At 62.6% G+C, this 20,591-nt stretch carries 24 protein-coding genes; 21 read left to right on the top strand and 3 right to left on the bottom strand.

The features are described 5' to 3' along the window. The first annotated feature begins 22 nt into the window (after positions 1-22). Positions 23-1,090: an MFS transporter gene (locus ACP7BX_RS20015; protein WP_426129331.1), complete on the top strand. Its 1,068-nt coding sequence runs from the start codon at positions 23-25 to the stop codon at positions 1,088-1,090. Here the strand turns inward: ACP7BX_RS20015 and ACP7BX_RS20010 are convergent. After that, positions 1,082-1,327 (bottom strand): hypothetical protein, encoded by a 246-nt coding sequence (locus ACP7BX_RS20010; protein WP_426129333.1) that lies wholly within the window; start codon positions 1,325-1,327, stop codon positions 1,082-1,084. The two genes, ACP7BX_RS20015 and ACP7BX_RS20010, sit on opposite strands and share 9 nt — an antisense overlap. 161 nt (positions 1,328-1,488) lie before the next feature. Between ACP7BX_RS20010 and trxC the strand changes: the two genes are divergently transcribed. After that, a complete protein-coding gene (gene trxC / locus ACP7BX_RS20005) occupies positions 1,489-1,923 on the top strand; it encodes a thioredoxin TrxC (RefSeq protein ID WP_314524708.1) in 435 nt (144 codons plus the stop codon). On the opposite strand, the gene ACP7BX_RS20000 is transcribed toward trxC, so the two are convergent. Next, positions 1,911-2,138 carry a DUF6124 family protein gene (locus ACP7BX_RS20000; protein WP_038846472.1) on the bottom strand — a complete coding sequence of 76 codons (228 nt, stop codon included), beginning with the start codon at positions 2,136-2,138 and terminating at the stop codon, positions 1,911-1,913. The genes trxC and ACP7BX_RS20000 overlap by 13 nt on opposite strands. 352 nt (positions 2,139-2,490) lie before the next feature. Next, on the bottom strand, positions 2,491-3,261 hold the full coding sequence (locus ACP7BX_RS19995; protein ID WP_314524703.1) for a ParA family protein: 771 nt from the start codon (positions 3,259-3,261) through the stop codon (positions 2,491-2,493). A gap of 348 nt (positions 3,262-3,609) precedes the next feature. Between ACP7BX_RS19995 and ACP7BX_RS19990 the strand changes: the two genes are divergently transcribed. The 19 genes from ACP7BX_RS19990 to ACP7BX_RS19900 all read left to right on the top strand — a co-directional run bounded on the left by ACP7BX_RS19990 (position 3,610) and on the right by ACP7BX_RS19900 (position 20,590). Then, entirely contained in the window at positions 3,610-4,329 is a 720-nt protein-coding gene (locus ACP7BX_RS19990; protein ID WP_426129336.1) for a beta-ketoacyl synthase chain length factor, read from the top strand. After that, positions 4,305-5,117: a lysophospholipid acyltransferase family protein gene (locus ACP7BX_RS19985; RefSeq protein ID WP_178954250.1), complete on the top strand. Its 813-nt coding sequence runs from the start codon at positions 4,305-4,307 to the stop codon at positions 5,115-5,117. The genes ACP7BX_RS19990 and ACP7BX_RS19985 overlap by 25 nt, the downstream gene beginning before the upstream one ends. Continuing rightward, positions 5,095-5,364 (top strand): phosphopantetheine-binding protein, encoded by a 270-nt coding sequence (locus ACP7BX_RS19980; protein WP_014716603.1) that lies wholly within the window; start codon positions 5,095-5,097, stop codon positions 5,362-5,364. Before ACP7BX_RS19985 ends, ACP7BX_RS19980 begins: the two co-directional genes overlap by 23 nt. A 9-nt stretch (positions 5,365-5,373) precedes the next feature. Then, the gene (locus tag ACP7BX_RS19975) at positions 5,374-5,628 is read left to right on the top strand and encodes an acyl carrier protein (RefSeq protein ID WP_016979215.1); all 255 of its coding nucleotides are present in this window, start codon (positions 5,374-5,376) and stop codon (positions 5,626-5,628) included. Beyond that, positions 5,625-6,170, top strand: a complete 546-nt coding sequence (locus ACP7BX_RS19970) for a hypothetical protein (RefSeq protein ID WP_177074583.1) — start codon at positions 5,625-5,627, stop codon at positions 6,168-6,170. The genes ACP7BX_RS19975 and ACP7BX_RS19970 overlap by 4 nt, the downstream gene beginning before the upstream one ends. After that, positions 6,167-7,837 (top strand): AMP-binding protein, encoded by a 1,671-nt coding sequence (locus ACP7BX_RS19965; RefSeq protein ID WP_426129339.1) that lies wholly within the window; start codon positions 6,167-6,169, stop codon positions 7,835-7,837. Before ACP7BX_RS19970 ends, ACP7BX_RS19965 begins: the two co-directional genes overlap by 4 nt. A 191-nt stretch (positions 7,838-8,028) precedes the next feature. After that, a complete protein-coding gene (locus ACP7BX_RS19960; RefSeq protein ID WP_177109904.1) occupies positions 8,029-8,763 on the top strand; it encodes a glycosyltransferase family 2 protein in 735 nt (244 codons plus the stop codon). Continuing rightward, complete coding sequence (locus ACP7BX_RS19955; RefSeq protein ID WP_016979211.1) at positions 8,760-9,695, top strand: glycosyl transferase; 936 nt, start codon at positions 8,760-8,762, stop codon at positions 9,693-9,695. Before ACP7BX_RS19960 ends, ACP7BX_RS19955 begins: the two co-directional genes overlap by 4 nt. After that, positions 9,679-11,220, top strand: a complete 1,542-nt coding sequence (locus ACP7BX_RS19950; RefSeq protein WP_033897781.1) for an HAL/PAL/TAL family ammonia-lyase — start codon at positions 9,679-9,681, stop codon at positions 11,218-11,220. Before ACP7BX_RS19955 ends, ACP7BX_RS19950 begins: the two co-directional genes overlap by 17 nt. Then, positions 11,213-11,638 carry an acyl-CoA thioesterase gene (locus ACP7BX_RS19945; RefSeq protein ID WP_178954253.1) on the top strand — a complete coding sequence of 142 codons (426 nt, stop codon included), beginning with the start codon at positions 11,213-11,215 and terminating at the stop codon, positions 11,636-11,638. The genes ACP7BX_RS19950 and ACP7BX_RS19945 overlap by 8 nt, the downstream gene beginning before the upstream one ends. Continuing rightward, positions 11,635-12,225 (top strand): outer membrane lipoprotein carrier protein LolA, encoded by a 591-nt coding sequence (locus tag ACP7BX_RS19940; protein WP_426129343.1) that lies wholly within the window; start codon positions 11,635-11,637, stop codon positions 12,223-12,225. The genes ACP7BX_RS19945 and ACP7BX_RS19940 overlap by 4 nt, the downstream gene beginning before the upstream one ends. Beyond that, positions 12,215-14,527 (top strand): MMPL family transporter, encoded by a 2,313-nt coding sequence (locus ACP7BX_RS19935; RefSeq protein ID WP_426129345.1) that lies wholly within the window; start codon positions 12,215-12,217, stop codon positions 14,525-14,527. Before ACP7BX_RS19940 ends, ACP7BX_RS19935 begins: the two co-directional genes overlap by 11 nt. A gap of 33 nt (positions 14,528-14,560) precedes the next feature. Next, positions 14,561-15,808: an NAD(P)/FAD-dependent oxidoreductase gene (locus tag ACP7BX_RS19930; protein WP_426129347.1), complete on the top strand. Its 1,248-nt coding sequence runs from the start codon at positions 14,561-14,563 to the stop codon at positions 15,806-15,808. Further along, on the top strand, positions 15,805-16,539 hold the full coding sequence (locus ACP7BX_RS19925) for a class I SAM-dependent methyltransferase (protein ID WP_426129349.1): 735 nt from the start codon (positions 15,805-15,807) through the stop codon (positions 16,537-16,539). The genes ACP7BX_RS19930 and ACP7BX_RS19925 overlap by 4 nt, the downstream gene beginning before the upstream one ends. Further along, a complete protein-coding gene (locus ACP7BX_RS19920) occupies positions 16,536-17,018 on the top strand; it encodes a hypothetical protein (protein WP_426129351.1) in 483 nt (160 codons plus the stop codon). Before ACP7BX_RS19925 ends, ACP7BX_RS19920 begins: the two co-directional genes overlap by 4 nt. Continuing rightward, positions 17,015-18,181, top strand: a complete 1,167-nt coding sequence (locus ACP7BX_RS19915) for a beta-ketoacyl-[acyl-carrier-protein] synthase family protein (RefSeq protein WP_426129353.1) — start codon at positions 17,015-17,017, stop codon at positions 18,179-18,181. Before ACP7BX_RS19920 ends, ACP7BX_RS19915 begins: the two co-directional genes overlap by 4 nt. Then, entirely contained in the window at positions 18,178-18,639 is a 462-nt protein-coding gene (locus ACP7BX_RS19910; protein ID WP_095014398.1) for a hotdog family protein, read from the top strand. The genes ACP7BX_RS19915 and ACP7BX_RS19910 overlap by 4 nt, the downstream gene beginning before the upstream one ends. Continuing rightward, entirely contained in the window at positions 18,636-19,364 is a 729-nt protein-coding gene (gene fabG / locus ACP7BX_RS19905) for a 3-oxoacyl-ACP reductase FabG (RefSeq protein ID WP_426129355.1), read from the top strand. Before ACP7BX_RS19910 ends, fabG begins: the two co-directional genes overlap by 4 nt. Beyond that, complete coding sequence (locus ACP7BX_RS19900) at positions 19,364-20,590, top strand: beta-ketoacyl-ACP synthase (RefSeq protein WP_033897771.1); 1,227 nt, start codon at positions 19,364-19,366, stop codon at positions 20,588-20,590. Before fabG ends, ACP7BX_RS19900 begins: the two co-directional genes overlap by 1 nt. Position 20,591: the final 1 nt, after the last annotated feature.

The raw sequence follows: 20,591 nt of genomic DNA, 5'->3' as shown, positions 1-20,591 counted from the left end.
GGGAGGGATGGAGCACCAGCCAGTGACCACAGCCTTTAACGTCGTGGTGGCCAGGACGCTGGTCAGCGCTGTTGTATTCGATGCTTTGGTCCCTCTTTCACCGTTCATAGCCCAAGACATGGGAATGCCCCCGGCATACTTTCAAAGTGTGCTCGCGCTATGCCTGACCGTTTTTGCAGTAGGTCAGTTGATTTCAACATCGCTGATCAACCGGATCGGCGCTTCACGGAGCCTCGCAACCGGCTCAACGCTGGCGGCTTGTTCTTGCATCTCGGGAGTGCTGGCATCCAACGGACTGGCACTATCAATCGCCTTCATTTCAATGTTCGCAGCCAATGCATTAGCGACCACAGCATCACGTGTGTGGCTTCGCCAGCATCTTGGGCCAACAAAATTCCAAACCGTGACCGCATACCTCTATGGCGGAATTAGCACGCTCGCGACGCTGAGTCCGGTGATATTGATGCTTAGCGCCTCGGTTTGGGGTTGGCGTTATGCATTCGGTTCGTTGGGTGTTGCTCTGTTGATCTTTAGCCTTGCGCTGCTCCCCAGGCCCCTTCAGGAGCCGATAAGCCCTTCAAGCTCAAAAGCATCAGGCCCACTTTGGAAGCAACCAACGTTCATCAGCGCATTGCTGATGGGAGTGCTGATCCAAAGTTCGTTCACCCAACTGAACCTCAGTAAAGCATTCATTCTCGACGGTGTATTTCTACTATCTACCACGACCATCAGTGTGATCCTCTCGGCCTGGGCAATGCTGATCGCTTTGGCATTCTTCGCTGCAGGAAAATCGGTTACACGTTTTACCCAGACGGTTCGCCTCAAGGCAGGTTTGTTTGCGCAAGGCCTTGGCGCCATAGGAATGGGGGTTGCCTGGTATCAGGTCGATCTGACGCTTTATTTACTTGCCGCCGCGGCAACCAGTATTGCCTTTTGTACTCTGCTTCCATTAACCACCGCCTGGGCACTCGGCGTTGTGCCTTCACAACAAGCCAGCGCCTCGGCAATACTCGGAAGCACTACAGTCGCCGCAGCCGGCCTGACCAGTTGGTTGGCAGCCCAGATGCACACTTCGTTGCTTTCACGCTGATGATTGTTTTGGGAGCGTGCGCGCTAGGCTCGCTACTGATGAGACGTGTATTACCGACGCAAGGAAATGCGCCATGAAGTTCGCATAGCGATCGCGGACTTCAGCGTCGATCAAAACGAATACAAGTTTCTGATTATCGAAAACAGCTCCGACACGCTTGCTGGCTGCACCAGCCTGTTCTTCCACGATCTGCGTCGTCCGTACATAACTGATCGAGTGCCACAGCCAGCCTGTCATAGGCTGCCTCGGTTTGCGGTTTGGTCAGCAGTGATGAAACATAGGGCCAATGGTCAATGGCCAGTTTAAAGTTGTCGCTCATCATTCATCCCTTTCTTTGGTCTTGATAAACCGAGATTCCGGCTCCAGATTGAAGTCATTGCCCTACTCAGGAGCCTATCGTGTCCGAATCCCTTGTAATCCCCTGCCCCCACTGCAACGGGCTCAACCGCATCCCCGGTGAACGCCTGCGTGATGCGCCCAAATGCGGGCGCTGCAAGCAGCCGGTTTTACTGAACAAGCCGTTTGAGCTGAAGCAAGGCGACTACGCCAGCCAGATCAAAGGCGATTTGCCGTTGCTGGTGGATGTGTGGGCCGACTGGTGTGGCCCGTGTAAATCGTTTGCGCCGGTGTTCGAGCAGGCGGCCGGGCAGTTGGCGGGCAAGTGTCGGTTGGCCAAGCTGGACAGCGAGGCCAATCAGCAGTTGTCGGCGCAGTTGGGGATTCGCTCGATTCCCAGTTTGATTCTGTTCAAAAACGGCCGCGAAGTGGCGCGCCAGAGTGGGGCGTTTCCGTTGCCGCAGTTGATGAGTTGGTTGCGCAGTCAGGGGGTGTGAGCCACCGGGGCTTCACGGTCCATCATCTGGCCGACCAGCAGCACGCCCAGTTCGCTCAATTGGTGGATCGCCAGTGCCACGTCGCGGTGTTCGCCGGTGAGGTCGTTGGACAGGTTGAGCAACAGGGTGCGGACGGAGGAAAAGGTTTCGTAGCTGTTGAGGACTAGGGTTTCGGTGGGGAGGTTGGGTGCCACATTGAAAAGATTAATAGACAAGCATTTGTTCTCTGATAGGGCGGCCACCTTTTCGCTACTAAACGAAGGGCGGCAGCTGTACGCAGGTTAGTAGACCGGAGAACAAAGCAAAGACCGGCGCACCCGAAAGTGCCCTGCGCACAGCCACCATCAGATAGGCGATAAAACGCCATGCTTTTAGGGCGGTGTAAATGCTTTGGTCGGTTGGGCTACTAAACCCGATCACTGAACATTCAGTGACCGAAGAACCTTAAGAGACATCCCTCCAGACGCACAAGCCAGCGGATTCTGGAGTACCTGTAGGCAACGTTACAAGGCTTAACCCCTATAGTCAGACCCTTCCTACACCTCCTGTAAGAAGGATCGACATCGATCACGCGTTTTCCAGCAGGTTATGCAACTCCACAAACTGCTGCGTCAGCTTATGCCGTGGGTCCAGGTGGATCAGCGGCTTGCTCTCCTGGTGCGACTCACGCATGCGCACGGAACTGGCCAGGTACACCGGCAATACCGGCAACCCCTCTGCAATTAGCTCATCGAGCATCTGCTGCGGCAAACTCGCGCGGGCCTGGAACTGGTTGACCACGATGCCTTCCACTTCGAGGCCTTCGTTGTGGTCTTCCTTCAGTTCTTCGATTTCCGCCAGCAGGCCATACAGGGCCTGGCGCGAGAAGCTGTCGCAATCGAAGGGGATCAGCACACGATCAGCAGCAATCAGCGCCGAAACCGCGTAAAAATTCAGAGCTGGTGGAGTATCCAGATAGATCCGGTCGTAATCCTCGCTCAATTCATCCAGCAGCTTTCGCAGCTTGTTGATCTTGTGCTTGGCCTCAAGCTTGGGCTGCAGGTCGGCCAACTCCGAGGTTGCGGTGATGACGTGCAGGTTGTCGAAAGGGGTTTCGTAGATATCCACCTTGTTCTTCTTGGAAAACGGCCCGGAAGACAGGGTTTGCTTGAAAAAATCCGCGATACCCATCGGGATATCGTCGCCGGTCAGCCCCGTGAGGTACTGGGTTGAGTTGGCTTGTGCATCGAGGTCCACCAACAGGGTTCGATAACCTTCGCTGGCGCTGACTGCCGCCAGGTTGCAGGCAATGCTGGACTTGCCAACCCCGCCTTTTTGATTGAACACCACACGCCGCATGGAAAAACCTCCGTGTATCAATGAATGTCCGAGTGTAGAGGGCAAAAGCGCCTGTTAGCTACCTCGTTCATCCATGCACTGCTGCATCACGGGCGATGGGCGACTTGTCTGTCATACGCAACCGACAGATTAAAAAGAACGGTCCGACAATCCAATCAGTCCCCTGGTAAAGGACAATCTGTAAATCCTTTCCACTATTTTGTAATCAACCGTGCACAAATCTTTACCAAAGTTTGCTAGAACCCCACGGCACCGGGATAATGCGCGCCATTCGGCTATTGCTCCCTGTCCCGGTATTCGGGGCCAAAAGTCGCACATGGAAGCCCGCAGGGGCGGGATAACTTCTCAGTGATCAACTTCAACATCGCCCAATGGCGCGCCTGGGCCCCTGGCCTGGAGAGTGCGGACGACTGGCACGCCTGGTGCCAGGCCCCGGTGTTGCTGCCTGCCAGCGATGCCTGCCCTGATGTGTCGTTCCTGCCGGCCATGCAGCGCCGCCGCCTGAGCCGCCTGGCGCGCATGGCGTTCAGCGTGGGTTGGCCACTGGCCGAGGGTTTGCAGGACCTGCCGCTGGTGTTTGTCTCCCGGCACGGCGAGACCCCGCGCACCCTCGACATCCTCAGTGACCTGGCCAACGACCAGCCGCTGTCGCCGACCCAGTTCAGCCTGTCGGTGCACAACGCGGTGATTGGCCTATGGTCGATCCTGCGCAATGAAACCAGCGAAATGACCGCCCTCGCCGCCGCAGGTGACGGACTGGAACACGGCATGCTCGAAGCCGCCGCCTTGCTCAACGAAGGCGCGCCGGCGGTGTTGCTGGTGATCACCGAAGAACAGCCGCCCGAGGCCTACGCCAGCTGGATTGTGGACGTGCCGTTCCCCTACGCCCTTGGCCTGCTGCTGACGCCGGGCGACGAGTGGCATCTGGAACTGAGCAGCGGCACTGTCCAACCCACTCAAACCCAGTGGCCCCACGCCCTGAACCTGCTGCGCACCCTGCTCACCGAACAGGTCGCCTGCCAACATGCCTGGAAGAACCGTGTATGGAACTGGCAACGCAAGCCCTGAACGAGAAACCACGGGACGCCTACTACTGGCGCCTGTTCGCCACCGCCGCCAGCTTCGCGCTGTTCGGGTTCGGTGGGCTGTGCCTGCGTTTGCTGGTATTCCCGTTGCTCAGTTGCCTGCCAGGGGACGCTGCCAAACATCGCAACCGCGCCCGCCACACCATCAGTTGGCTGTTCTGGTTCTTTATTCGCCTGATGCAGCGCGCAGGCGTGCTCACCTACAGCGTCGAAGGCGCGGAAAACCTCGGCCGCCCAGGCCAGATGATCATCGCCAACCACCCGTCGTTGATCGACGTGGTGTTCCTGATCGGCCTTGTGCGCCAGGCCAACTGCGTGGTCAAGCAGAGCCTGTGGCAGAACCCCTTCACCCGTGGGCCGGTGCGCGACGCGGGCTATATCAGCAATGACGGCAGTGCCGAGATGCTCGATGCGGCGGCGGATGCCCTGCGCGGCGGCCAGACCCTGATCATCTTTCCCGAAGGCACCCGCACCACACCCGGCGCGGCGCCTGCCTTTCATCGCGGCGGCGCCGCCATTGCGCTGCGCGGTGCGACAATCATCACCCCCGTGGTGATCAAGGTCAGCCCCACTACGCTGACCAAGGCCGAACCCTGGTATCGCATCCCGAAATGCCGCGTGCACTTCAGTTTGCGGGTGGGTGCCGATATAGAACCACAGGCGTTCGCATCAATGGGACCCGCGCCCCAGGCATCACGCAAGCTCAACGATTACCTGCATCACTATTTTATTAAGGAGCTCGCCGAAGATGAGCGACCAACACCGCCTTGAGCACGACATAAAGACGCTGATCATTGAGGCCCTGGGCCTGGAAGACATCAGCGTCGACGACATCGGCAGCGAGCAGACCCTGTTCGGCGAAGGCCTCGGCCTGGATTCGGTAGACGCCCTGGAATTGGGCCTGGCGATCCAGAAAAAGTACGGTATCAAGATCGATGCCGACGCCAAGGACACCCGCAATCACTTCACCAACGTGGCCAGCCTTGCGGCGTTCGTCACGGCCAGACAGGCAGCTTGAGACCGGACCATGCAAACTCGTGACGATATTTTCAACACCTTGCGCGACGCCTTGGTGGAACTGTTTGAACTGCCGCCGGAACGCGTCACCCTTGACGCCAACCTGTACCAGGACCTGGAAATCGACAGCATCGACGCCGTCGACTTGATCGACCACATCAAGCGCCAGACCGGCAAGAAGATCGCCGCCGAAGAATTCAAGGCCGTGCGCACCGTCAACGACGTGGTTGAGGCGGTGTACCGTCTGGTCACGCCTGCCGCATGAGCCGGCTGATCGGCCTTGGCCTGTTGTTGGCGGGGCTGCTGTACCCCTTTGCGGTGTATTACGGCACCGAACACTTTGCGCCGTGGCAATTCGGCCTGCTGCTCGGCAGTTTGTGGCTGCTGCGCGCACTGACCGGTGCGCGACGCCCCGGCAGCCGCTGGATGGCAGTGGCGGTGATCGTGTTCTGCCTGCTGCTGGCCTGGTTCGACAACCCGCACTTGCTGCGCTGGTACCCGAGCCTGGTCAGCGGGTTCATGCTGGCGTTGTTTGGCTTGAGCCTCAAATACGGCCCGCCGATGGTCGAGCGCCTGGCGCGCATGACCGATCCGGTGCTGCCCCCGCACGCCATTGTGTATACCCGCCAGGTCACCGTGGTGTGGAGCGTGTTTTTTCTGTGTAATGGCCTGCTCGCCGCCGCCCTCACCCTGTGGGCGCCGCTGAGCTGGTGGACGTTGTACAACGGCCTGATCGCCTACGGGCTGATGGGGTTGTTGTTTGCCGTGGAATGGCTTGTACGACAAAGGGTTCGAGGCCGCGTATGAATGGGTTGAAACTTGAGCACTTGCTGCTTGAGCCGCTGGAACAGCGTCCGGTCACCACCGAACCTGCAATGAATCATGCCCAGTTGTGGGCGCAGTCCCTGAGCCTGGCCGCAGGCCTGCAAGCGCGCGGTATCCAGCGCCTGGCCGTTTACCTGGAAGACGCCGGCATGCTGGCGATTGCGCTGCTGGGCGCCTGGCGCGCCGGGGTCAGCGTGTTGTTGCCCGCCGACCTGCAACCTCAGACCCGCCAACGCTGGGACGAGGCCGTCGATGCCTGGCTGACCGAAGCGGCAGACCTGGACGCGCTGTACCAGGCGCCACTGGCTGCTGCCGCGCTCGATCTGGACGCTTGCCAACTGAGCCTGTGCACCTCCGGCTCCAGCGGCGAACCCAAGCGCATCGACAAGACCCTGCGCCAACTGGCCAACGAGGTCGAAGCCCTGGAAACCCTGTGGGGTCAGGACCTCAAGGACGCCTGCATCATCGGCAGCGTCGCCACCCAGCATATCTACGGCTTGTTGTTCCGCGTGCTGTGGCCGCTGTGCGCCGGCCGCACCTTCGTGCGCAAGCAACTGGCCTTCCCTGAAGACTTGCAGCGCGCCAGCCGCGAGCATGCCCGGTTCGCCTGGGTCGCCAGCCCGGCGTTGCTCAAGCGCATGGGCGACAATCTCGACTGGCCGGCACTGAGCCAGGTGTCACGGGTGTTTTCCTCTGGCGGCGCATTGCCGGTGGACGCCGCCGGCAGCCTGTACGACCGCTTGCAACAGTGGCCCACTGAAATCCTTGGCAGCTCGGAAACCGGCGGTATCGCCTGGCGCCAGGGTGCGCAGCCTTGGCAACCGTTTGCCGACGTGCACCTGAGCCAGGACGCCGACGGCGCCCTGCGCATCGCTTCACCGTATCTGCCTGAAGGGCATGTCGAACAAACCGCCGACGCTGCGCGCATCCATGCCGATGGCCGTTTCGAGTTGCTCGGGCGCCTGGATCGCATCGTCAAGCTGGAAGAAAAACGCATCTCCCTGCCCATGCTGGAACACGCATTGATGACCCACCCGTGGGTCGCGGAAACGCGCCTGGGTGTGGTGCAGGAAAACCGCGCGTCCCTTGGCGCGCTGGTGGTGCTGAGTGCTCAAGGCCTGCATGCCTTGCGCAATCAGGGCCGACGCACGCTCACCCAAACCCTGCGCCAGCACTTGAGCCAACATTGCGAAGCCCTGGCGTTGCCGCGTCGTTGGCGTTTACTGAGACAGTTGCCGCTGAACAGCCAAGGCAAACTGCCCCAAGCGCAGGTCGAAGCGCTCTTGTTGGCACCACGACCGAAAGCCCCGGAAGTACTGGAGCAAGTCGAAGCCAATGGCGAATGGACCTTGCAACTGAGCGTCCCGCCAGACCTGGCCTATTTCAGCGGGCACTTTCCGGTCACCCCAGTATTGCCGGGCGTGGTGCAGGTGGAATGGGCGTTCAACCTGGGCCAGCAACTGCTCGATTTACCGGCAACGTTTGCCGGGATGGAAGTGCTCAAGTTCCAGCAACTGGTGCGGCCAGGCGATGCGATCGAACTGCACCTGCGGTTTGATGCGGAACGCGGCAAGCTGTACTTCGCCTATCGCAACGGTGTGGCGGCCTGTTCCAGCGGCCGGATTTTGCTGGAGATGCCAAGTGAATAAGCTTTTGTGGCCTGCAGGCTTGTTGTGGTTGTGGCGAGCGGGCTTGCCCCGCGTTGGGCTGCGAAGCAGCCCCAATCAGATCGCCTCAGTGTGTCAGGCATACCGAGTTGGCAGGTTTTGGGGCCGCTTCGCAGCCCAACGCGGGGCAAGCCCGCTCACCACTGGTTCTCGTCTAGCCAGTGAGAGCTGTCATGCATAACCCCTGCGCCCTGATCCCGGTCTACAACCACGAAGCCGCCGTGCCCGCCGTCGTCCGCAGCCTGTTGAACAGTGGACTGCCGTGCCTGCTGGTCGACGACGGCAGCAGCCCGGCCTGCGCGGCGGTTTTGGCAGAGTTGGCAGTCCTGGAAAACGTCACCCTGCTGACCCTACCCACTAACCAGGGCAAAGGCGGCGCCGTGATGGCCGGTTTCCGCGAGGCGGCACGCCTGGGCTTCAGCCACGCCCTGCAAGTCGACGCCGACGGCCAGCATGACCTGCGCGAAGTTGAAACCTTTATCGACACCTCGCGCCGTCACCCCGACGCGATCATCTGCGGCTACCCCGAATACGACGACAGCGTGCCCAAAGGCCGCCTGTACGCGCGCTACCTGACCCACGTGTGGGTATGGATCAACACCTTGTCGCTGCAGATCCGCGACTCGATGTGCGGCTTTCGCGTGTACCCGCTGGCGCCGGTGCTGGCGCTGATGGACTCGGCCTACATCGGCACGCGCATGGATTTCGACTCCGACATCCTGGTGCGCCTGGCCTGGCGCAACCAGCCGATGCGCTGGCTGCCAACCCAGGTGCATTACCCGGCTGACGGCCTGTCGCACTTCCGGCTGTTCCGCGACAACGTACGCATCTCGGCCATGCACACCCGGTTGTTCTTCGGCATGTTGGTGCGCGCGCCGATGATCCTGTGGCGACGGTGGCAGGCATGAGCGACAGCGGCAAACACTGGGCCGACCGCGAGGAACGCGGCAGCTATTGGCTGATGAAACTCACCGCTTTCGCCGCCAAGGTCCTTGGCCGCCGCCTGTTGAGCCCGGTGCTGTACGGCATCGTGTTGTACTTCTTCCTGTTCGGCCGCACCGCGCGCCGCAGCGCCTGGCAGTACCAGCAGCGCCTGGCCGACTGGAGCGGGCGCGATGAACTGCGCCCCAGCCACTGGAAAGTCTTCGGCCAGTTCATGGCGTTTGCCGACTCGCTGCTCGACAAACTCGACGTGTGGAACGGCAAGCTGCGCCTGGAGCAGATCGAGATCAACGACCCGGCGCAATTGCGCGGGCAACTGCGTGGCGAGCGCGGGCAGATGCTGGTGGGCGCGCACCTGGGCAACCTGGAAGTGTGCCGCGCCCTCGCCGAAATAGGCGAGCAGGTCACCATGAATGTGCTGGTGCACACCAAGCACGCCGAGCAATTCAACCGCCTGCTGGGCGAAGCCGGGGCGACCCATTTGCGCCTGATCCAGGTCAGCGAGTTGGACCCGGCCACCATGCTGCTGCTCAGCCAGCGCCTGGACGACGGCGAATGGCTGGCCATTGCCGGCGACCGCGTGCCGCTGCACGGCGGGCGCACGGTGCGCGTGGATTTCCTCGGCCATGACGCGGCCTTCCCCCAAGGCCCGTGGCTGCTGGCCGGCCTGCTCAAATGCCCGGTGAACCTGCTGATGTGCCTCAAGCACAACGGCCGCTACCGCCTGAGCATTGAGCCGTTCGCTGAATTGATCGAATGGAAACGCAACACCCGCGAGCAGGTCATAGCCCTGTGGACCGCGCGCTACGCCGCACGGCTGGGCCAGTTCTGCCTGGAAGCGCCCCAACAATGGTTCAACTTTTACCCTTTCTGGAAGACCGATGACGACGCATCTTGAGCCGGTAACCTTTGGCGAACGCGCTTTGCGCATCGAAGACGTGTTGGCCCTGGCCAACCGTCAGGCGCCGACCCAACTGCAGGACGATGCAGCCTATCGCCAGCGCATCGCCAAGGGCGCGCAGTTCCTCGACTCGCTGCTGGACAAGGAAGGCGTGATCTACGGCGTGACCACCGGCTACGGCGACTCGTGCGTGGTGGCGGTGCCGTTGCAGCACGTCGAAGCGTTGCCTCGTCATCTGTACACCTTCCACGGTTGTGGCTTGGGCAAGTTGCTCGACGCCCAGGCCACCCGCGCGGTGCTGGCGGCGCGATTGCAGTCGCTCTGTCACGGCGTTTCCGGCGTGCGCGTGGAGCTGCTGGAACGCCTGCAGGCGTTCCTTGAACACGACGTGCTGCCGCTGATCCCGGAAGAAGGCTCGGTGGGCGCCAGCGGTGATCTGACGCCGCTGTCCTACGTGGCCGCGACCCTGTCCGGCGAACGTGAAGTGATGTTCCGTGGCGAACGCCGCCAAGCCGCCGACGTACACCGCGAGCTGGGCTGGGAGCCGCTGGTATTGCGTCCCAAGGAAGCCCTGGCGCTGATGAACGGTACCGCCGTGATGACCGGCCTGGCCTGCCTGGCGTTCGCCCGCGCCGACTACCTGCTGCAACTGGCCACGCGCATCACCGCGCTGAACGTGGTGGCGCTGCAAGGCAACCCGGAACACTTCGACGAGCGCCTGTTCGCCGCCAAGCCGCACCCTGGGCAGATGCAAGTCGCGGCCTGGCTGCGCAAGGACCTGGCGATCGATGCGCCGACCGCGCCGTTGCATCGCCTGCAGGACCGTTACTCGCTGCGCTGCGCGCCCCACGTCCTTGGCGTGCTGGCTGACAGCCTGAACTGGCTGCGTTCGTTCATCGAGATCGAACTGAACAGCGCCAACGACAACCCGATCATCGACGCCGAGGAAGAACGCGTGCTGCACGGTGGGCATTTCTACGGCGGGCATATCGCCTTCGCCATGGACAGCCTCAAGACCCTGGTGGCCAACGTCGCTGACCTGCTCGACCGCCAGCTCGCGCTGCTGGTGGACGTGCGTTACAACCACGGCCTGCCGAGCAACCTGTCCGGCGCGCCAGCCGACCGCGCCATGATCAACCACGGCTTCAAGGCCGTGCAGATCGGCACCAGCGCCTGGACCGCCGAAGCCTTGAAAAATACGATGCCGGCCAGCGTGTTCTCGCGCTCCACCGAGTGCCACAACCAGGACAAAGTGAGCATGGGCACCATCGCCGCCCGCGATGCAATCCGCGTGCTGGAGCTGACCGAGCAGGTCGCCGCTGCCACGCTGCTCGCCGCCAACCAAGGCGTGTGGCTGCGCGCCCAGGCCGAAGATGCACGCCCATTGCCACCCGCATTGGCAGCAATGCACGAAGAACTGGCCAAGGACTTCCCACCTGTCATCGAAGACCGCGCCCTCGAAGGCGAACTGCGCCTGTGCCTGCAACGCATTGCCGAGCAACACTGGAGGCTGCATGCGTAGCCAGGGCGTGCTGCATTGCGACACTGAAATCCTCGTGCCGTTTTTTGACGTCGACACCATGAACGTGGTGTGGCACGGGCATTACGTGAAGTACCTGGAGGTCGCGCGCTGCGCGTTGCTGGACAAGATCGGCCACAACTACACGGCAATGCTCGACTCCGGCTACGCCTGGCCGGTGATCGACATGCAGCTGCGTTACGTACGCGGCGCGGTGTTCGGCCAGACCCTCAACGTGCGTGCCAGCCTGGTGGAGTGGGAGAACCGCTTGAAGGTCAACTACCTGATCACCGACCGAGACAGTGGCGAACGGCTGACCCGCGCCAGCACCGTGCAAGTGGCAGTGGAAATCGCCAGTCGCGAGATGCAATTAGCCTCGCCCAAAGTATTCACCGACGCCGTCGAAAAGGCCCTGTCATGAAATGGATCACCTTTCTGGGTGCGCTGCTGCTGTCGCTGCAAGCCCACGCCTTCGATCTGCAACAGCTCAGCGAGCAGTTGGCCAAACCCAGCGTGATCCACGGCAGCTTCACCCAGGAAAAACACCTGCGCGCGCTGCCCCAGCCCTTGGTCAGCAAAGGCACCTTTGTGCTGGCGAAAGACCACGGCCTGCTGTGGCTGCTGAAAACCCCATTGCAACAGGACTACCGCATCAGCGCCCAGGGCATTGCCCGCCGCGACGCCAATGGCTGGCAACTGCTGCCGAACAAGAGCGCCGGCGCCGAGCAGAATCGCCTGTTCCTCGCCGTGCTCCAGGGCGACAGCAGCGGCTTGCAGCGCGACTTCGACTTGCAGCTGCAAGGCGAGGCGAAGCAATGGAAGCTCACGCTGATCCCGCGTTCACTGTTGCTCAAGCAGGTGTTCACCCAGATCAACATCGACGGCGGCGACTTGGTGCAGACCATCGAACTGCTGGAAACCCAAGGCGACAGCACCGTTTTGCGCATGCAGGACAGCACGGCCAGCCAACCCCTGAGCGAAGTGGAGCAACACGACTTTGCCCAGTGAGCGCATGCTGCCGCGCCTGTTCCTGATCCTGCTGGTGGCCGTGCTGGCCCTGGCCGGCTGGCAATGGCGCCATGGCGCACCGTTGTCGGCCAACCTGATGGAGCTGGTGCCGGGCAACACGCCGGACGCCCTGGAGCAGCAAGCCGAACAGCGCATGCAGGAACCGCTGAACCGCGAGATGCTGGTGCTTGTGGGCCATGCCGACCGCCAGCAAGCCGTGGCAGTCGCGCAACAATTGGGCGAGCGCTGGCAGGCCAGCGGGCTGTTTGAAAAAGTGCAGTGGAACCTGCAAGCCGACTTGCCGGCACTGCGTGAGCAATTGCTGCGCGGGCGCCTGGCGATGCTCTCGGCCAAGGACCGCGAGCAGTTGATCGAACAGCCTGACGCGTTTATCCAGCAGCGCGTGCAAGCGCTGTTCGATCCCTTCACCGGGTTCAGCCTGGTGCCGAGCCAGGACGACTGGCTGGGCCTTACCGGGCGCATCCAGAACAGCCAGCCGCAGCACGGCTCGGTGCAGCTGGATATCGGCAGCGGCGCGTTGATCGCCGATGCCGATGGCAAGAGCTGGGTGCTGCTGCGTGCGCGCACCACCGGCAATGCCTTCGACATGAAACTGCCGCTGCAAGTGGCGGATTTGCTCCAGGCCAGTCGCGCGCAGGCCAGCGAACACGGCGCGCAATTGCTCGCCGCCAGCGGCTTGCTCTACGCCGCCAATGGTCAGCAGCAAGCCACGCGGGAAATTACTTGGGTCGGCGGCGGCGCTACCGTCGGCATCCTGTTGTTGCTGCTGCTCGCCTTCCGCCGCTGGCGGGTGTTGCTGGCCTTTGTGCCGGTGCTGGTGGGCATGCTGTTTGGCGCGGTGGCCTGCGTGGCGCTGTTCGGCCATATGCATGTGATGACGCTGGTGCTGGGCTCCAGCCTGATCGGCGTGGCGGTGGATTACCCGCTGCATTACCTGTCGAAAAGCTGGAGCATGCAGCCGTGGCGCAGCTGGCCGGCGCTTCGCATCACCTTGCCGGGGTTGAGCCTGAGCCTGGCGACCAGTTGCATCGGCTACCTGGCGCTGGCCTGGACGCCGTTCCCGGCGTTGACGCAAATCGCCATCTTCTCCGCCGCTGGCCTGGTCGGTGCCTACCTGTCCGCCGTGTGCCTGCTGCCGGCGCTGCTCAAGGGCGTCGAACTGCGCCCGGCACAATGGCCGCTGCGTGTCGCCGAATGCCTGTGGTTGGTGCGCGAGTCGCTGCTCAAGCGCGTGCCAAGCCCGATACTGCTGGCGCTGGTGCTGCTGTTTTGCGCCGGTGGCCTGTGGCACCTGAACAGCAAAAACGATATCCGCCAATGGATCGGCGCGCCGCCGCAATTGCTGCAAGAAGCGCAGGCCGTGGCGCGGATTACCGGATTCCAACCCACCAGCCAGTTCTTCCTGGTGCGGGCGGACAACCAGCAACAGCTGCTGGAGCGTCAGAGCGCGTTGGCGCAGCGCCTGGATCAGTTGGTGAACATGGACAAGCTCCAAGGCTACCTGGCGCTCAATCAATTGGTCAGCCAGCCAGCCGAACAGCAACAACTGCGTGGTGCGCTGAACAACCTGGCGCAACACTGGCAGCCGCTGCTGGACCTCGGCGTACCCGCCAGCGCCCTGCAAGCCGAAGTCGCGCACCTGCAAGCGCTGCCTACCCAAGACATCGACGCCGCGCTGGCCGGTCCCATGGCCGAGCCTTGGCGCACGCTGTGGCTCGGCCAGGTCGACGGTGGCGTGGCGGCCATGGTCAGCCTGCAAGGCCTGAACAACCCCGCTTTGCTGCGTGTGCAGGCGCTGGACTTGCCCGGCGTGCAATTGGTCGACCGATTGGGCGACTTGAACCGGGTGTTCGCCGACACGCAGATCAGCGCCGCTGAATTGAAGTTGATGTCTTGCGTGCTGATCGTGTTGCTGCTGATCCTGCCGTTCGGCTTCAGCGGGGCCTTGCGCATCGTCGCCTTGCCGCTGCTGGCAGCCCTGTGCAGCCTGGCCAGCCTCGGTTGGCTCGGCCAACCGCTGACGCTGTTCAGCCTGTTCGGCCTGCTGTTGGTCACGGCCATCAGCGTCGATTACGCGATCCTGATGCGCGAGCAAATCGGCGGCCCTGCGGTCAGTCTTTTAGGAACATTGTTGGCCGCGCTGACGACCTGGCTGTCGTTTGGGCTGCTGGCGGTGTCCAGTACACCGGCGGTGAGCAATTTCGGCTTATCGGTCAGCCTGGGCCTGGCATTCAGCTTTATGCTGGCACCCTGGGCCGGGCAACAGAAACACGCCTTATGAATGTGATTATCGCCAATGTGGCAAGGAGCCCTCGTGCCCACAGTTGAAATGGAACGTCGCCAGGTGGTGGTGATCGGTGCCGGTCCGTCCGGGGCCATCGCCGCCGCGCTGTTAAAGCGCAAAGGGCATGATGTATTGATCATCGAGCGCCAGCATTTCCCACGGTTCTCGATTGGCGAAAGCCTGCTGTCCCACTGCATCGACTTCATCGAAGAAGCCGGGATGCTCGACGCCGTACAGGCCGCTGGGTTCCAGGTGAAAACGGGCGCCGCGTTCGCCTGGGGCGAGCGTTACAGTGCATTTGATTTCAGTGACACCTTCAGCAACGGCAAGCCGACCACCTTCCAGGTGCAGCGCGGCGAGTTCGACAAGTTGCTGGCCGATCAAGCCGCGCTGCAAGGCGTAGAGATCCGCTACGGCGAAACCATCGTCGGCGTGGACTTCCAGGGCGAATCCCGTTACCTGCACGTACGCCGCGAGAACGGCACCGAGTACCACCTCAAGGCCAAGTTTGTGCTCGACGCCAGCGGCTATGGCCGCGTGCTGCCGCGCCTGCTGGACCTGGATCTGCCGTCCGACTTCCCCGTACGCCAGGCCGTGTTCACCCACGTCGAAGACCGCATCGAACATCCAGGTTTTGATCGCAGCAAGATTCTGGTGACCACCCATCCCACCCAGCGTGATATCTGGTTCTGGACCATTCCGTTCAGTAACGGGCGTTGCTCGGTGGGCGTGGTCGCGGCCAAGGAGCATTTCGACGGTCGTGATGGCGACCTCGACGCCTGCCTGCGCGGCTTTATCGCCGAAACCCCAAGCCTTGCCGGCGTGCTGCAAAACGCCGTGTGGGATACACCGGCGCGTACCCTCGGCGGCTACGCGGCCAACGTCAAAACCCTGCACGGGCCGGGTTTTGCCTTGCTGGGCAATGCGGCGGAATTCCTCGACCCGGTGTTTTCGTCCGGGGTGACCATCGCCATGCGTTCGGCGAGCATGGCAGCCGCTGTGTTGCACCGTCAGCTCAAGGGCGAAACCGTCGACTGGGAAAGCGAGTTCGCCGTGCCCTTGAAACGCGGCGTGGACACCTTCCGCTGTTACGTCGAGGGCTGGTATGCCGGGACGTTCCAGGATGTGATCTATCACCCGGACAGCTCGCCGGAGATTCGCCGGATGATCTGCTCGATCCTCGCCGGCTACGCCTGGGATGAGCGCAACCCGTTTGTCAGCGAGCCCAAGCGGCGGTTGCGGATGCTGTCGGAGATTTGTGCGAGTGAGCCGGTATGACTAGCCAGTACCTGAGTAAAAACTACGTCGAGGAAACCAGGTTCGGCTTCTGGTTCCTGCGCAGCCACACCTGGCAGCACCATGTGCTGCGCGTGGCGATCAACGACCTGCGCGGCCTGTTTACCGACCCCTTGCCAGAGGCGCCCGTATTGCTCGACGCCGGTTGTGGCCAGGGCAAGTCGTTCCAGTACTTGCAGCAGGTGTTCGCCCCCGAGCGCCTGATCGGCCTGGATGCCGACCCGCACAGCCTGGAGCTGAGCCGTGCAGAAGCCCAGCGCCAAGGCTTGGCCATCGAACTGATCGGCAGCGACTGCGCCACCTTGCAAGTGCCGGACGCAAGCGTCGATATCCTGTTCTGCCACCAGACCTTCCACCATCTGGTCGAGCAACACCGCGCGCTCAAGGAGTTCTACCGTGTGCTCAAGCCGGGCGGTTATCTGCTGTTTGCCGAATCCACCGAAGCCTATATCGACACCTGGGTGATTCGCTGGCTATTCCGCCACCCGATGCATGTGCAGAAAAGCGCCGAGGAGTACCTGGAGATGATTCGTGAGCAGGGTTTTGAATTTGGCCCGCAGAACGTCTCGTACCCGTACTTGTGGTGGAGCCGCTCCAGCGATTTCGGCCTGCTGGAACGCTGGGGCCTGCGTAAGGCGCCACCGGTGGGCCAGCGCGAGGAAACATTGGTCAACTGCGTGGCACGCAAACCGCTGACGAGTGCTGCCCCATGATGCGCATGCTGTTGATCGGCTGCCTGTTGCTGCTGAGCGCCTGCGCCAGCCAGCCGCCGCTGCCGGAGAAACCCCCGACCCTGGCCTTGCCGCTGCAATTGCATGTGCAACGCCTAGCCGACGGGCAGAGCCAGGACTGGCTGTTGGTGATCCAGCGCGAAAGCGGCGGTATTCGCTGGTCGATGATGGACCCGCTGGGCATCCCCCAGGCCCGACAAAAACTGATCGATGGCGAGTGGCAGGCCGACGGCTTGCTGCCGCCCAATCCCCAGGCGCGCGAGCTGTTTGCCGCGTTGCTGTTTGCACTGGCGTCGGCGGATGACCTGCGCGCGCTCTACCCGACCGCGCAAGCCATGGACCTGACGCGCACCCTGCCGGGGCATTGGCAGATCGTGTATCAGTCGTCCGAGGTCTTCAGCGTGAACATGACCGGCCAGCCGTTGAGCTATCGCATCACGCCGCTCGGGGCCGCCCGATGAGCGCCTACCTCAACGCCCTGGGCGTGATCTGCGCCCTCGGCCGTGGCCAGGATGAAGTCAGCCGCAGCCTGTTTGCCGGCGACTGCTCCGGTATGCGCGCCGAAAGCGGCTGGGTGCCGGAACGCGTGTTGCCGGTAGCCGGAGTGCACGGCGAGTTGGCGACCATCCCCGCCGAACTGGGCCAGCAAAGCAGCCGCAATAACCAGTTGCTGCTGGAAGCGGCGTTGCAGATTGAGGGCGATATCCGCCAGGCGATCCACACCTACGGCGCATCGCGCGTCGGCGTTGTACTCGGCACCAGCACCTCGGGCATCGACGAAGCCAGTCGGGGCATCGCGCATTTTCTGCGGGAACACCGGTTCCCCGGCGACTACGACTACCAGCAGCAGGAACTCAGCGCCCCGGCGAATTTCCTCGCCGACTGGCTGCAACTGAGCGGCCCGGCCTATGTGATCTCCACCGCCTGCACCTCCAGCGCCCGCGCCTTGATGAGTGCCCAGCGCCTGCTGGACCTGGGCGTGTGCGATGCGGTGATCTGCGGCGGCGTCGACAGCCTGTGCAAGCTGACCCTCAACGGTTTCAGCTCATTGGAAGCAGTGTCGAACGAGCGCTGCAATCCGTTCTCGGTGAACCGCAACGGCATCAACATCGGCGAAGCGGCCGTGCTGTTCCTGATGAGCAAGCAAGCCGCGCCAATTGCCTTGTTGGGCAGCGGCGCCAGTTGCGATGCGCACCATATCTCCGCGCCCGAGCCCACCGGCAAAGGCGCATTGCAGTCGATGCGCAAGGCCTTGGCCAGCGCCCGATTGCAGCCTGAGCAGATCGGCTACCTGAACCTGCACGGCACCGCCACCCAACATAACGACGCCATGGAAAGCCTGGCCGTCGCCAGCCTGTTTCCGAACGGTGTGGCCTGCTCGTCGACCAAACCCATGAGCGGTCACACCCTCGGCGCAGCCGGGGCGCTGGAAGCGGCGTTCTGTTGGTTGAGCCTGGCTCACAACCGTGTCCCGCCCCACGTGTGGGACGGCCAGGCCGACCCGGCCCTGCCCGCCTTGCAGTGGGCGCAGGCCTCGGAAACCCTGGGAAAGCGCTGCCTGATGAGCAATTCATTTGCCTTCGGCGGCAACAACGTCAGCCTGATTATCGGAGAGGCCCCATGATTGCTTGGCCACTCGCTGAACTGCTGCCCCATGCGGGCGACATGATCCTCATCGACCAGGTGCTGTCGTTCGATGAAGAGCAGATCCACACCCGCGTCACCGTCAAACCCGGCGGCCTGTTCAACCGCCCGGACGGCAGCCTGCCGGCCTGGGTCGGCATCGAGTTGATGGCGCAAAGCGTCGCCGCCTACGCCGGTTGCCGCGCGCGCCAGAAAGGCGAAGCGGTGGAACTGGGCTTCCTGCTCGGCACACGTAAGTTCGAATGCAACGTGGAGCACTTCCCGGCGGGCGCCGAGTTGGCGATCCACGGCCTGCGCTCCCTGGAAGACGACAACGGCATGGGTGTGTTCGAATGCCACCTGACCGGCGACGGGATCCAGGCCAGCGCCCGCTTGAACGTATTTCGACCGCCCCAGGCGGCCAACTATTTAGATGAATCGAAGGACGTAACGCCATGACTGAATCCGTACTGGTCACCGGCTCCAGCCGTGGCATCGGCCGCGCCATCGCCCTGCGCCTGGCCCAGGCCGGGCATGACATCGTGCTGCATTGCCGCAGCGGCCGTAGCGACGCCGATGCGGTGCAGGCCGAGGTTGAAGCCCTGGGCCGCAAGGCGCGGGTGCTGCAATTCGATGTGGCGGATCGCGCGACGTGCAAAGAAATTCTTGAGGCCGATGTAGAGCAACATGGCGCCTATTACGGCGTGGTGCTCAACGCCGGCCTGACCCGCGACGGTGCATTTCCGGCGTTGTCGGAAGACGATTGGGACGTGGTGATGCGCACCAATCTCGACGGTTTCTACAACGTGTTGCACCCGGTGATGATGCCGATGATTCGTCGTCGCGCGGCTGGGCGCATCGTGTGCATCACCTCGGTTTCCGGACTGATCGGCAACCGCGGCCAAGTCAACTACAGCGCCTCCAAAGCCGGCCTGATTGGCGCAGCCAAGGCCCTGGCCATTGAGCTGGGCAAGCGCAAGATCACCGTCAACTGCGTCGCCCCCGGCTTAATCGACACCGCCATGCTGGATGAAAACGTGCCGGTGGAAGAACTGATGAAGATGATCCCCGCGCAGCGCATGGGCACCCCGGAAGAGGTGGCCGGTGCGGTGAACTTCCTGATGTCGGCCGAAGCCGGTTACATCACGCGCCAGGTCTTGGCCGTGAATGGAGGCCTGTGCTGATGAAACGCGTCGTAGTGACCGGCATGGCCGGCATGACTTCCCTGGGCGGCGATTGGGCGACCATTTCCGCCAACTTCCGCGCCAACCGCAGCGGCATCCGGCGCATGGATGAGTGGGACCGCTTTACCGAACTGAACACGCGCCTGGCCGGCCCGATCGACGATTTTGTCGTGCCCGCGCACTGGACGCGCAAGCAACTGCGCAGCATGGGCCGGGTGTCGCGCCTGGCAGTGTGGGCGGCGGAGCAGGCGTTGCAGGACGCGGGCTTGCTGGGCGACGAGTCGATCAAGGACGGGCGTATGGGCGTGGCCTGCGGCTCGTCTACCGGCAGCACTGACGAGATCAAGGCGTTCGGCAACATGCTGCTGAACTCGGTGGCCGAGGGGCTGAATGCCAACTCCTATGTGCGCATGATGCCGCACACTACGGCGGCGAATATCAGCATCTTCTTTGGCCTGACCGGGCGGCTGATCCCTACATCAAGCGCTTGCACCAGCGGCAGCCAGGGCATTGGTTATGCCTATGAGGCGATCAAGTTCGGCCGTCTGCCGCTGATGCTCGCCGGTGGCGCCGAGGAGTTGTGCCCCACCGAAGCCATGGTGTTTGACGCGCTCTACGCCACCAGCCTGAAAAACGACGCGCCGCAGACCAGCCCGCGCCCCTACGACAGCGGCCGCGACGGCCTGGTGATCGGCGAAGGCGGCGGCATGCTGGTGCTTGAAGAACTGGAACACGCGTTGGCCCGTGGTGCGCATATCCACGCCGAGCTGGTCGGTTTTGGCAGCAATGCCGACGGCCAGCACACCACCCGCCCGGAACAGAAAACCATGCGCCGCGCCATGGAACTGGCCCTGGAAGATGCCGGGCTGGAGCCCTCCGCTATCGGCTACGTGAACGGGCATGGCACCGCCACCGACCAGGGCGATATCGCCGAAACCCTGGCCACCAGCAGCCTGTTCGGCAGCCGCATGCCTATCAGCTCGCAGAAGAGTTTCCTCGGTCACACCTTGGGCGCGTGCGGTGCGCTGGAGTCGTGGTTCAGCATCGAGATGATGAACCGCAACCAGTACGTGCACACCTTCAATCTGGATTCGGTCGACCCGCAATGCGGCGAGCTGGATTACCTGCAAGGTGAGTTCCGCGAGATGCACCACGACTACGTGATGAACAACAACTTTGCCTTTGGCGGCGTCAACACCTCGCTGATCTTCCGCCGCTGGTCCTGAC

It is taken from the genome of Pseudomonas sp. DWP3-1-3b3 (genome assembly GCF_049896305.1).
Taxonomy (GTDB): domain Bacteria; phylum Pseudomonadota; class Gammaproteobacteria; order Pseudomonadales; family Pseudomonadaceae; genus Aquipseudomonas; species Aquipseudomonas azotoformans_A.
The sequence above is the reverse complement of the archived record's forward strand: the minus strand, read 5'-3'. Positions and strand labels throughout refer to the sequence as shown.